Below are 12,504 nucleotides of genomic sequence, written 5' to 3' on the forward strand. Positions count from 1 at the left end.
CTGAAAAAAACGAGCCCAGAATATCACACAAAATATTCTGGGCTCGTTCACTCGATAATGCATGGCATATGCTTGTTTAAGTACGATATAGCACCTTTAAGACATGCCAACCGAACTTCGTTTTTACTAGCTGAGGGGTGAGAACTTCACCTTGAAAGCAAGCTTTATCAAACTGTGGCACCATTTGCCCTTGACGAAATTCACCTAGGTCTCCACCTTTTTTACCTGATGGGCATAGCGAGTGCTTCTTTGCCAGCACCTGAAATTTGGCGCCCTTTTTAAGCTGCTGAATGATATCTTCCGCTTGCTCTTTGTGCTTAACCAAAATGTGAAGGGCTGCTGCGGTTCTTGCCATTTCATTCTCTCCTCATTTCTAAAGCGCGAAGTCTAACCTAAGCTAAAGGGACACGCACCCCACTTTTTGAAAACTAAAATAGAAAATAAGCGTCTAAATCAATGCCACCCGTTGATGATATGGCAATATGCGTTAGTATAGTTACCAGTAAAGTTATTGAAGTAGTACCACTATGGCTAAGACAATAAGTAAGGCAAATCAGTCACAAGGGATGTTAATGTTCACTTTGAACCTGCAAAAGCAGCTGTTCGCTATTGGAACATTAAAAGTTCGCGAAATTGTGCCCTATATGCCGATGACTCAGATCCCTTATTCACATCACCATGTGATAGGTACGGTCACGTTTCGTAATTTAACGATACCAGTGATCGACATGGCTGCTGCGATTGGTTTTCGACCTATTGCCCCAAACGAGTACGAAAAAAGTTATTTAATCGTTACTGATTGTTTACGTACCGTCGTTGCTTTTATGGTTCGCAGCATTGAAAAAATCATTGACTGTAACTGGCGCGCTATTGAGTCAGCGCCAAGCACTGCTGGTAAAAATGTTTTTGTTACTGGGATTACACGTTACGAAGACAAAATTGTCCAGTTGCTCGATGTCGAATTACTGCTTTCAAAAATTTACCCACAATATGAATCGACCAAGGTACCAATGCTGACAGACGTAGAACGTGAACGTCTTAAAGCACTAAATATTTTACTTGTAGACGATTCATCGATTGCCCGCAAACAGTTATCGGATGCGTTAGACCGAATTAACATCCCATACTACGTGTGCAAGAACGGAAATGAAGCGGCTGAGTTTATGAAGAAGATGGCGAACGAAAACAACGCTATCGACCTACTCGTCAGTGATATTGAAATGCCAGGCCTTGATGGCTATGAGCTTGCGTTTGAAGTACAAAATGATAAATCACTAAGCCATGCCTACATCATTCTGCACACTTCACTATCAAGTGAAATTTGTGTCGACAGAGCTCATCAGGTTGGCGCACATGAAGCACTTGAGAAGTTTAATGCAACAGAACTGATTGAGGCGATGTTGCGAGGCGCAAAGCGGTTAGAATCTCAAATGGCTTAATACGCCGATATGCTAAAGACAGATAAAAAATGCAACCTGTGCGTTGCATTTTTTATTGGTCAAAGAGAAAGCGGGAAACATTAAGGCATCAATAATTGAAGCGCTTCCCTATCTGATTTTTTCAGCTTACTCACGACTAATCGGAATGATCTCAAACACAGATCTTCTATCATTTCAGGTTCAACATCTCCGTCCAAAATGACAGAAATCCAGTGTCGTTTATTCATATGATAACCCGGTTTAATCGCATCAAACTGGTCAGTAAGAAACGCGCCGTCTTGAGGCTCGCATTTTAAGGTAACGAACGGTTTTTCAGTATCGAAGGCTAGATACGCAAACATTTTATCGCGTATCTTAAAAACTAAAGGATCCGGCCCGAAAGGATTACTCGCTTCAGCCTGCGGTAGGTTGTTTAAATACTCTTCTAATTGCCGTATATCCATCGGTTTAGCCATCCTGTTACTCTTCAAATGTTTTGAGCCACAGCTTCAAACATTGACCTATTTGTTGTTGTTCTGCCTTTGATAAACCAACCACAAGCTCTTCCTGAACAGTTACGTGCTCAGTGACCAACGCTTCAACCAAAGCCAAACCACTTTCGGTCAATTCAACTTCAACACTACGTCGATCGGCTTGGCTGTGCTGGCGAAGTATAAGGTTTTTACTTTCCAACTTATCCAATCGGTTTGTCATAGCTCCCGATGTTAAAAGCATAGAACTAAGCAACTCAGAAGGTGTTAGCCGATAAGGAGCACCAGCTCTGCGTAAAGTCGCAAGAACATCAAACTCACCCATTTTCAGATCATATTTCTTGTGAACTTCCGCTATCCGGCCTTCAAGAATCTTAGACAGGCGCATCAGGCGTCCTATCATAGCCATTGGCGTCGTGTTGAGATCCGGCCTCTCTTTACCCCACTGGGATACGGCTCTATCAATTGCATCCATTGTTTATAACTCTCTCTTTTTCATTGCCTTAAAATACTTCAATGTAAAGATACTTTACAATAACTAATTTTTGTTTTAGATTTCCTCCCATTGATATCTTGATATAAAGATACTTAACATGAACATTTTATTTGCCATGATTCCCGCTTTTTTTTGGGGAACCACATACGCTGTCACACAATACACCCTAGCAGGTTGGCCTCCGCTGCTGCTCGGTGCTCTGCGAGCTTTGCCTGCAGGGTTAATCTTGCTTGCTCTAAAGCCAACTTTTCCGGCCAAAGAAAGCTGGAAGCCTTTGATTACCATTGGCATTGTTAATATTGCGGCTTTCTTTAGCCTGATATTTGTTATGGCACTGACGCTACCTTCTGCTATTGCTGGTGTCGGGATGATCTCAGTACCGGTATTTGCTATGGCATTTCATTGGATGTTTAACCACAGTGCGCCATCGAAAATTCAGTTAACTAGCGGCGCATTGTTGGTGTTTCTCGCATGGCTGCTGTTTGACCCGAAATCCATTACATTAAGCCCCATTGGTTTGATCGCCATGTTGGCGGCTATCTCATGTATTATTTACGGTTCCTCTCTGACAAAAACCTTGGGCGGGAAAATTGACTGGTGGACAGTACTGACATGGCAACTCGTCATAGGCGGCATAGCACTCTCGATTGTGGCCTTGATTCACGCGAGCGTGCATCCACAGCCATACGTTGATGCAATACAGTCTTTCTCCACAACCAATCTTGGTGGGTTAGTCTGGATAACGTTACTTAACACCGCATTTAGTTATAGTTTGTACGTGTGGCTGTTGCAGCGTATGTCGATTGTCGATTTTACCTTTGGTGGTATTGCTAACCCAATTGCAGGAATTGTCTGTGGTGGATTGCTGATGAATGAACTGTATTCAATTCATCAATACGGTCTTATGGGCGGAATGATTATCGTATCTTTGCTGCCTCAACTCGTGGTGTTACTGAAAAAACGTCACGCCACACAACTCGCGTTACAAAAATAAATCGTTAAGAAACATTCACAGAGCCTTGCATCTTGTTTTATAACCATTTGATGAACAATCACACAAGTGCATTGCCTCAGTAATAAATACTTAAAGTATTCTATGCGGAAAGGCTCAAATAGGCGTTATTTTTGGAGCGCAAAGCGTTGAATTCCGCTACTCTTAGCGTATTACTTTCGACGCATTTATTTATATTAAGAAATGAACGAAGACGAGTTTAAAAGAGCCACTTCTAATCTTAAAAAGGCAGTACCACTTATGATGAAGCATCGCATCGCTGCGACGCCATCGAACTACGCCTTGTGGTATACCTACGCGGATAATACGATTCCAGAGTTGAACCAAGAAATGGATTATATTCTGGAGAGTTTTGGGTTTTGCCCAGCCGCCACGGGTGATCAGCTGTATAAAGATTATATTGCTTCAAAAGCAGAAACGAGTATCCACGAGCTAAGACAAAACGTCGAATTGCTGGTACATGAAATTTCTAGCTCAATGGATGATACCTTGTCCGATGCGAGCGCTTTTTCGCAAGTCATCGATAAAAGTTTTTCTAACTTAGAAAAAATGCAAAACGAGAACCTTTCCATTGATGAAGTCATGGGCGTTATTCGTCAATTGGTCAATGAATCCGAAGATATTCGTCATTCGACACGCTTCCTCAATAAACAGCTAAACAGCGCTAGCCAAGAGATTTCTCGTTTGAAATCACAGTTAGCTCAAGTACACAAAGCGGCTTTGTTTGATAGCCTTTCCGGTTTATATAACCGCCGAGCATTCGATGATGATTTGGCGTCATTGATGCAGTCTGAACAGGCACTCAGTCTTATCTTTTTGGATATTGATCATTTCAAAGTATTCAACGATGAATATGGTCATCTGTTCGGCGATACTGTGATTCGCGCAATTGCAAAACGGCTGCAAACCAGTTGTCAGGGTGGCATTACGGCCTATCGCTACGGTGGCGAAGAGTTCGCGTTACTGGTTCCACACAAATCTTTGCGCGTAGCGCGTCAGTTCGCTGAAATGCTTCGAACATCGATTGAAAGGCTCAACGTGAAAGATCGCCGCACAAGCGAGCAAGTAAGTAGTATTACCGCCTCTTTTGGTGTTGCAGAAAAAATGTCCAAGGACACGCCTGAAACACTGGTTGAGCGTGCAGACAGAAAGCTTTATGAAGCGAAAAAAATGGGTAGAAACCGAGTCATGCCTTTCTAAAAAGGCAACCAGTCATTAAGTCAAAAAAAAACCTCCCGAGTTACAGCGGGAGGTGCTCGCAGAGCTTAAGACAGGTTGGATAGAGTACAGTGAGATTGGGTGAGTTAAAGACTGAAGCTATAACTCAATACGTACTCTTCACCACACTTCGAAACGTATTCTTTATCCTCACTGCACGCTTGAGGTTTACCACGCTCATCACCTTTTACCAAACTAATCCAGTGGCGCATCGCTACAGTTGGAATAGAAGTCTCGTCGGTTTGCATAAACGTTGTACATGTTTCTAATTGGATATCTTCAATCTCCACCAGCTCAATACAACCCGTACCTCGATGACAACCTAACGTCACTTCTACATGGCTACCGCTGCCATCACGGAACAATATTGAGCACGGTTTTTCTTTGTTGCCGATATAAGCAACAAAATGTTTAGGGTGCTTCAAGCCACTATGGCGGCCATCTTTAAAGTACGCCAGTACATGGTTGTAATCGATCATGTAGCTGGTCACGTCTTGGTGAGAACCACTTTCCAGAGGGAACAAACGGTCAAGCAACTGTTTCGCTTTCACTTGTTTCTCTCGTGATTGGTGCGCACTGACGGTTTCGACGGCGAACACTGCTTCAGCGATAAATGGTTTATGTTGTTTTTGAATTTCAGTTTTATCAAATGTCAGCATATTCATCGTCTTTTCCTTATTGGATTAAGCCCTTCCTGCTTGGCAACGCTATTACCTATTTTCGCTAGCGATAACCAATCGACTGGGTGTCTTTGTTCAAAAATAGTCCCAGTTCATATTTCTCAAACTTGTGTTTAATTTTTATTCAAGTTTGTGACTGGGTTAATTTGTAGACTAGCGCAATTTTACATACAATTTCACAACAAAAATTTTACAATGTGAATTTTACAAAATGGCCGTGTCAAAAAGCTTAGTTAGACAATCTCACTTTTTGGGTACCAAGGTGAGAAACCTGAGAAAACGCAACCACTTAACCATGGAAGATCTTTCTGCACGCTGTATTCGCATCAATTCAGAATACGCGCCTTCGGTTTCCTACCTTTCAATGATTGAAAGGGGAAAGCGTGTTCCGAGTGTAGAAATGTTGAAAGTCATCGCGGAAGTTTTCCAAAAAGATCCCGCTTGGTTTCTTGATGATGAGCCCGAGCAAACCGACATCACCCCAGAAAAAGGCAATCGAGGTGGAATCAGTGGTATGGCTCTGGAGCCCAGCTTCTTGTTTTCCAACGATATTTTACAGATTGCGATTCCAGAGATGCTTTCTCAAACCGGGATAACTGGCAAACAGTTCGCCCATTTGCTTATTCGAGCTCATCAGGAAAGTCTACAAAACCACTTCCCTGATTTAGAAAGAGCCGCAGAAGAGATAGGCCAGAAACGTCTTAATCTCGCGGTTGAAGACCTGTTTGATATCGCCAAAAGTTTAGGACTCAACATTCGCTGGGTGAAGAGAACACCTCATGACGTTGTTGATGAACTTGGAGTGAGCGCAAAGCAACTCGTTACCTCTTTTTTTGAGCCACCAGATACCATTTACCTCAACGAAGTCTTACGACAATACCCGACTCGCCTCAAATACGACTTAGCGGTGTATATCGGTCATAACGTGCTGCACAGCAAAGATGGGCTGAAAAACGTCTTGTCGGTCGGACATTCAAACCGTTGGGAAGAGCAGCCTAATTCTCAGTCCAGCTCTGAACTTAACTCTCAAGATATCCTTCAGGCATGGCGTGATTTTGAATCCAGCTTTTTCGCTGGCGCACTGCTTTGCCCGAAAGTCCCTTTTCGTCAGCTACTGGATAGAAATGGTTATGAAATCGATGTGCACAAGAAAGCGGGAGTGTCGCCTTCTGTAGCGATGCGCCGTATGACGGTGGTTTCTCCATACCCTCACTGGCATTATTTTGATGCTTATGGTCCGGGCAAACTCAAAGCTGTTTATCGCGGTAATGGTATTCCACTGCCTTGGGGAAACATGCGCAAGGTTCACGACCCTTGTCAGCACTGGGCAGTATTCAGACGTCTAGCCGAGCCTCAAGAAGGGAGTTCCGCGCAGATCTCTATCCTCAATGTGGGTGACGAACCAAGAATCTACTGCTGTGAGTCAATCAACGTGTTAGACGCTGCAGGAAATACACGCGTGCTCTGTGCCGGAGTAGATTTAAACCCAGCAATCGCGGCGCAGGGCGGAGATGCAAACGCCATAGCGGAGGAGTTGAAATCTTCTTGTGTCAGCCAAGGCGGTACAACCATTATTCCAACACATATTAAAAAGGATTTAAGAACTATCGCTCGTATCCTCAATATAAACTGGATTGAGAGAGGTATTGAAGGAGATGCGAGGCTAATCTGTTCACGAGGTGCAGTGTGTCCTAGAAAACCCAGCTGTTATGCCAAATGCGCTGATTCAGACGAAGACTTGATATGAAATCTCTTCTTCCGACATGAAAAAACAGATAAAAAAAAGCCAATCACAATGCCCGTGATTGGCTATAGATATGTGTGAACAAAATAAATTCACTAACAACGTCAGTTGGCTAGGTGATCCTTGGCTTAAAAGGATCACACTACATAATGCAGATAGTGTGCCAACTTTATTTTGACCAAAAATAACCCATTTAGTACATAAAACATGCCGTTTCATTACAACCAATGTCATAACGAAATTGCATAATGCGAAATTTTGCAATTTGCAACGTAAGACGTTACGCAAATTGATGTAAGAATCGAATGATTAAACCAATCTATTCTTGACAGCATACATGGCTTCATCGGCCGCTTTGAGCATGTCGTCAATATCAACAAATTTGGACTGATAGAGTGTATAGCCAACGCTGGCATGAATGTTTAGAAGCGTTTTATCGTAAATAACTGGAGAATCAGATATCGCCTTTTCTATGCTCTTGCTGATGCTCTCCAAATCTGAAACCCGATTAATGCGCGGTAGGAGTATTAAGAACTCATCTCCCCCCATTCTCGATACAATATCCGAAGCGCGAAGCGCCGATAGTATTCGCTCAGAACAAGCAATAAGAACTTTATCTCCCGCATCGTGGCCGTATTTATCATTGATGGATTTAAATTTATCCAAATCAATGTTCAAAATGGCAAAGCTGTTCTTCCCTTTCGATTTTTCTGCCAACTCAAAAAAGTGTTGTAGTGTGAACATAAAATAACGGCGGTTTGGTAACTTGGTCAGCTCGTCAAACATGGCGCGTTCATTTGCAATTGTGTAAAGGCGATAAATGATGAATGCCAGAATTATCAATATCAGCAAGAAAGGGTAACCTTGTAAACGAATGATATTGCTTTGATACCAAGGGAGCTGATCAAGGAAATCTCTCTTTTCTGAAGCTGCGATCACCCAACTTCCGTAGGGAAAGTTCACTACTTCTGTTGCAAACGCATTATCAAAAGTACTCAATTCACCATAGAATACGTCACCTTGATCTCCAGAACTTTCAATGCCACGAATAGCAAAATTGTAGGAATAGCCGAAAGTCTCAACACCTGATTCTGAAAAAAGTGAATCCCAGTTAATAACAATGCTGCATACCCCCCAATATTCGCTATTGATTGGCGGGTCGGTAAAGATTGGAACGCGAGCTACGATGGCTTTGCCACCTTGTACTAGATTCACCGGTCCGGAAATGAAGATATCTTGGATTTCTCTGGCTTTATTTATGGATTCCCACTGTTGCGGTACCGTTCTGTAATCCAAGCCAAGAGCCGCTTGATTGCCTTCTAACGGATAAATGTACTTAATGACATCGTTGGGCGCCAAACCCACAACTTGAACGTGCTTCCCTTTACGCAGCACACTCGCAGCGACCTGAGGCCAATCAACAATATCAGCATCTGGACGCAATGTGACCAATGCCTGTAGGCCATTGGTAGCGTATATGTCGGACAGAATAGAAGCCTCGAGACGAAATCGAATCGACAACAGCTCTTCTTTAGCTCGAGTGTACAGCCCTTCTCTCATGAAATTTCGTTGGCTAACATTGAAAGATTCAATCAAACCAGCAAAAATCAAAAGAAAAGTCAGTAGTAGCGTTCTAACTATCCATAGCTTGCCTGAGATAGCTCCCATGCAACGTTCCTTCAACTGTGCAGTGATTAAAACTACAGTATTATTACGTCGCACGTAGATACGACGACGAGCCTTTTAAATGTAATACTGTTTGACCAATCCCAAGCCAAATAATCGTACATCTTAATAATAATATTATGGATATAACTTATGGAATTTGCGTTGTTTCCCCTAAACGAAAGTGACAACAATTGGATAGAGCTGCAAAATGGGCGCCTATTTTATGCACCCAATTTTCTATCGGAACAACAGGCAGACCAAAGTTTTCTCAACCTCAGAAATGAACTGGATTGGCAGCAAGAGAAGATCCAATTGTTCGGTAAACAAGTTCTACAACCCAGATTACAGGCTTGGCATGGAGACAAATCCTACACCTACTCTGGATTATCTATGCAGCCTCAACCATGGACACCTACCCTGCTGGAACTGAAATCTCGTTGTGAAGCCGTCGCTAAACATACCTTCAACTCTGTGCTGGCCAATTTATATCGCGATGGACAAGACTCTATGGGTTGGCATCAGGATAATGAAACTGAGTTGGGCACCAATCCAGTTATTGCCTCACTTACTCTGGGTGAATCTCGCCGATTTGTTTTGCGTCACCTCTCCACCAAAGAGAAATACGAAGTCGAACTTGGACACGGTTCTTTATTGATTATGGCAGGTGAAACTCAACACTACTGGCAGCACAGCGTTCCTAAAACAGCAAAGCCCAAAGAAGAACGCATTAATCTCACTTTTCGTCACATCCGTTAAACTGCGTTAGGAATTCACATACAACTGACTCATTGCTCACACAAATTGGTTAGCCACCATTGATACTAGCGACAATCATTTTTTCAACTTCATAATCATCATGTTATTACGGAAGAAATACATAGCGTTTAGTATCGGTGCTTCACTACTTCTACTTTCTGCTCTGTCCAATTGCACAGAAACCAAACAGCTTCAAACTCAGCAAGAAGAAAAAAGCTATCAGTATTTCGCCGACGTTATTCGAGATACTTACGAAAGTCAGCTTTATACATTGCCCGCTTTTAAGGAAGGTCACTATGCACTGCGAATGTATCGCCAAACTTCCAACGAAAAATACCAAGCGGCGATATGGAGTGATCTGGCTAGAGTCGCGAGTCGGTTAAACCGCTATGCAGAAGAAATTCACACTCCGGAACAGATCTATATGCATAGTCAAAAGAAGCTTACCGGCTACTTAGACGAAACAGATGAACGATCAAAATTGCGCTATACCGTCACCAAACACAATCCTGAATACCTCTATTTGGGTGTTGGCCTCCTAGGCTCTATGGCTCGCGCTGATGAATATGGCTTAAAACACAAACAAGATGCGAAACTGCGTGAAATTATTCGTCGTTACGACTTTACCAAGTATGTGACAGACCAAGGCATGATCAAAGCGTGGGCAGCGCAACTCGCCAATCAGGTGTACTGGCTGAAGCAACTGGGTGAGCAGGATGTTGTAGCGCCGTTTATTGAAGCTTTCCGCAATACCTATCCGGACAGTGAAGATGAACACCTCACCAATCAACAGTTCGGCAATAAGCTCTACGGTATGACACACATTATATTTGCTGATTCACAGTACTATCAACATGCTGTCCCCGAAGCAGAGTATCAATGGATCTACGATTATTTTCGCAACAACATCGATACGATTTTGTTGAAGGCCAAAGAAGATATCATTGCGGAAGTTGGGATATCTTTTCTTCTCGCAGGGCTAAACAATGACCCAGTGGTAGAAAAAACCAGACAGCACATCAGAGATGCCATCAATCGCGATCAAGGCATGATTCCTTCCACTTCCGGTGATTTCGATTTGAGTTATGGAGAACACCGCAATGTGCTGGCTATTATGTTACTTGACTGGCAACAGGTGAACGCCATTCCAACAATCGAAAAACAGCCGCAAATATTTGCCAGCCTACCATACGGGTTGGTATCAAAATAAAAATCACCACCGCCCAAGGCAGTGGTTTAGAGCTAGCAACCCAAGGCGCAAGTTATTGCGCCTTTTTTCACATACTCAGCCGCTCAACAAAGTACTTTTTATTTTCCATTTCATGTATGTATAAAACAGATTTGGACAGCGAGTAGCGACCTTCCCAAACTTTAGGATGAGCTAAAACAACCAAGTTTAGCTAGAAAAGTGAAAGCCATCACAAGATTTTTCACTCTTTTGGCCTTGCTTCCATTTATTTCTCCTAGACTTTAACCGAGTTGGTTTGCATCTAGGACGATTCTAATAATGAATAAACTGATGGGAAATCAGTTGAAGGAGATGGCGGAGATAAGTTCAGTCAGAAAACACAAAGTAATATTATTAAGTTCGCTTTTATCAATGATTGTTTTTACTCTTTACGGTTATCACCATCTAACGAACAATAACTTTATCTTTGGTTTTCTGTGTGTAGCTAGTCTATTCGTCACAACAACTAATCTGATTTATCTGCTAATTGCAAAGGACGCTAAATATACAGACGTTATCCTCACTTCAGTGTTGTTGACGCAGGCATTTATGGTTTTTGTCTATGGGGCAGAACTAGAAAATCGTCTACTGTGGGTATATCCGATACTTGCGGCAATTATCTTCATCAATACCTTTGTAGTGGGATTGATCATTAGTTGTACCTGCTGCACATTGGCAGGCATCGCCATTTACGGCCATCTTGTCTTAGTAAGCAGTGACATGCTAGCTGCTGAACGTTTTTTCATCAGCCTTATTGCCATGTGCGCAGTATGTAACACTTCATCCTACTTCTATTCCAAAGCCATAAACTACATCACCTCACTCTACTTAGAAGGGATTGAAAAACTCGCCTATCGAGATCATTTAACAGGTCTAGCTAATCGCTGGAGCTTTGAAAATTGGGCAACAATGAAGCTATCAGAAATCCCCAAAGACGGGAGAGTTACAGCATTAGTTTTTCTGGATATTGATAATTTCAAACACATCAATGACAGTTATGGACATGAAATGGGAGACAAAATTCTTAAGAACTTTGCACACCGAATCAAGAATAACGTCCGTACACGTGACAGGGAAACCCACAAAGTCGATTACTCCATAGCGAGGTTTGCTGGCGATGAGTTTGTATTACTGCTTTATGATGTGAAATCGCTAAAAGATCTCGATAACATTCTGTATCGGATATGCCATCTTTTTGATAGCAAATACAAAGATAAACAATTACTTAGTAATGTAACCATTAGCGTGGGTGCCGCACTCTACCCTCAAGACGCAGACAACCTTTCAGAATTAACCCGCTGTGCTGACAAAGCAATGTATGCCGCCAAACACAATGGCAAAAACCAATACTGCTACTACCAAAATGTCGGTAACTATCAAACACAGCTGTTGAACTACCCAGATGGAAAAGTCACTCCGATACACAGAGCTACTGAGTTAAATACATAACCCCCAGCGCCAATAGCGCAACAAGAACCATAAACATCGCATATTGATGCGAGCTTCTTTTACCCGTTTTCGGTTTGGCTTCTTTTCTCTGTTCAGCAAAACGCGCTCTGCGAGCAACTTCAATTACAGAAGGCGCTTCGCTTTCTTCTATAGCCTCTCGCTTTTTCTGTGCTTTATTTGCTGCACGAGTGTATCTGTGTAACTGATCGACGGTAAGGTCGTCATCAGGGTCGTAGCGAGGGTTCTGGTCGTTATGTTTAGGAAGAACTGCCATTGCAACCTCCTCGTTCATTTCACTTACAATCAAAGTATAGACCAAACGTGAAACCGACTAGAAAAGTGCG

Annotated in this window: 13 protein-coding genes; 7 read left to right on the forward strand and 6 right to left on the reverse strand. The window is 42.6% G+C overall.

Annotated elements, in window-relative coordinates; all coding sequences use genetic code 11:
* Nucleotides 1-76: 76 nt before the first annotated feature.
* Nucleotides 77-355 carry a peptidylprolyl isomerase PpiC gene (gene ppiC, locus L3V23_RS08705; protein ID WP_102962430.1) on the reverse strand — a complete coding sequence of 93 codons (279 nt, stop codon included), beginning with the start codon at nt 353-355 and terminating at the stop codon, nt 77-79.
* Between the two features lie 172 nt (nt 356-527).
* Here ppiC and L3V23_RS08710 point away from each other — a divergent pair, with 172 nt between their 5' ends.
* A complete protein-coding gene (locus L3V23_RS08710) occupies nt 528-1,439 on the forward strand; it encodes a chemotaxis protein (RefSeq protein WP_042485579.1) in 912 nt (303 codons plus the stop codon).
* 80 nt (nt 1,440-1,519) lie between these two features.
* Here the strand turns inward: L3V23_RS08710 and L3V23_RS08715 are convergent, their stop codons facing one another.
* Nucleotides 1,520-1,882, reverse strand: coding sequence for an MmcQ/YjbR family DNA-binding protein (locus tag L3V23_RS08715; protein WP_102953712.1), 363 nt, complete (start codon nt 1,880-1,882; stop codon nt 1,520-1,522).
* A 16-nt stretch (nt 1,883-1,898) separates the two neighbouring features.
* A complete protein-coding gene (locus L3V23_RS08720) occupies nt 1,899-2,384 on the reverse strand; it encodes a MarR family transcriptional regulator (protein ID WP_102953668.1) in 486 nt (161 codons plus the stop codon).
* A gap of 118 nt (nt 2,385-2,502) precedes the next feature.
* On the opposite strand from L3V23_RS08720, the gene L3V23_RS08725 reads away from it, so the two are divergent.
* Both L3V23_RS08725 and L3V23_RS08730 read left to right on the forward strand, forming a co-directional pair.
* On the forward strand, nt 2,503-3,399 hold the full coding sequence (locus tag L3V23_RS08725; protein WP_102965193.1) for an EamA family transporter: 897 nt from the start codon (nt 2,503-2,505) through the stop codon (nt 3,397-3,399).
* A gap of 201 nt (nt 3,400-3,600) precedes the next feature.
* Nucleotides 3,601-4,617: a diguanylate cyclase gene (locus tag L3V23_RS08730; RefSeq protein ID WP_102965192.1), complete on the forward strand. Its 1,017-nt coding sequence runs from the start codon at nt 3,601-3,603 to the stop codon at nt 4,615-4,617.
* A gap of 104 nt (nt 4,618-4,721) precedes the next feature.
* On the opposite strand, the gene L3V23_RS08735 is transcribed toward L3V23_RS08730, so the two are convergent.
* Nucleotides 4,722-5,300 (reverse strand): malate synthase, encoded by a 579-nt coding sequence (locus L3V23_RS08735; protein ID WP_042485562.1) that lies wholly within the window; start codon nt 5,298-5,300, stop codon nt 4,722-4,724.
* Nucleotides 5,301-5,526: 226 nt separating this feature from the next.
* Here L3V23_RS08735 and L3V23_RS08740 point away from each other — a divergent pair, with 226 nt between their 5' ends.
* Nucleotides 5,527-7,062, forward strand: a complete 1,536-nt coding sequence (locus L3V23_RS08740; RefSeq protein ID WP_102965191.1) for a DUF3612 domain-containing protein — start codon at nt 5,527-5,529, stop codon at nt 7,060-7,062.
* A 306-nt stretch (nt 7,063-7,368) separates the two neighbouring features.
* Here L3V23_RS08740 and L3V23_RS08745 read toward each other — a convergent pair whose 3' ends face one another.
* Nucleotides 7,369-8,727, reverse strand: coding sequence for a diguanylate cyclase (locus L3V23_RS08745; RefSeq protein ID WP_102965190.1), 1,359 nt, complete (start codon nt 8,725-8,727; stop codon nt 7,369-7,371).
* A 150-nt stretch (nt 8,728-8,877) separates the two neighbouring features.
* On the opposite strand from L3V23_RS08745, the gene L3V23_RS08750 reads away from it, so the two are divergent.
* The 3 genes from L3V23_RS08750 to L3V23_RS08760 all read left to right on the forward strand — a co-directional run bounded on the left by L3V23_RS08750 (nt 8,878) and on the right by L3V23_RS08760 (nt 12,160).
* Nucleotides 8,878-9,483, forward strand: coding sequence for an alpha-ketoglutarate-dependent dioxygenase AlkB (locus tag L3V23_RS08750; protein ID WP_102965189.1), 606 nt, complete (start codon nt 8,878-8,880; stop codon nt 9,481-9,483).
* A gap of 100 nt (nt 9,484-9,583) precedes the next feature.
* Nucleotides 9,584-10,693 (forward strand): DUF3541 domain-containing protein, encoded by a 1,110-nt coding sequence (locus L3V23_RS08755; RefSeq protein WP_102965188.1) that lies wholly within the window; start codon nt 9,584-9,586, stop codon nt 10,691-10,693.
* A 297-nt stretch (nt 10,694-10,990) separates the two neighbouring features.
* Nucleotides 10,991-12,160 carry a GGDEF domain-containing protein gene (locus L3V23_RS08760; protein ID WP_102953675.1) on the forward strand — a complete coding sequence of 390 codons (1,170 nt, stop codon included), beginning with the start codon at nt 10,991-10,993 and terminating at the stop codon, nt 12,158-12,160.
* Here the strand turns inward: L3V23_RS08760 and L3V23_RS08765 are convergent.
* A complete protein-coding gene (locus tag L3V23_RS08765; protein WP_042485547.1) occupies nt 12,141-12,434 on the reverse strand; it encodes a hypothetical protein in 294 nt (97 codons plus the stop codon). The two genes, L3V23_RS08760 and L3V23_RS08765, sit on opposite strands and share 20 nt — an antisense overlap.
* Nucleotides 12,435-12,504 lie beyond the last annotated feature (70 nt).

It is taken from the genome of Vibrio sp. A1-b2, from assembly GCF_021726015.1.
In the GTDB taxonomy this organism is placed as follows: Bacteria; Pseudomonadota; Gammaproteobacteria; order Enterobacterales; family Vibrionaceae; genus Vibrio; species Vibrio diazotrophicus.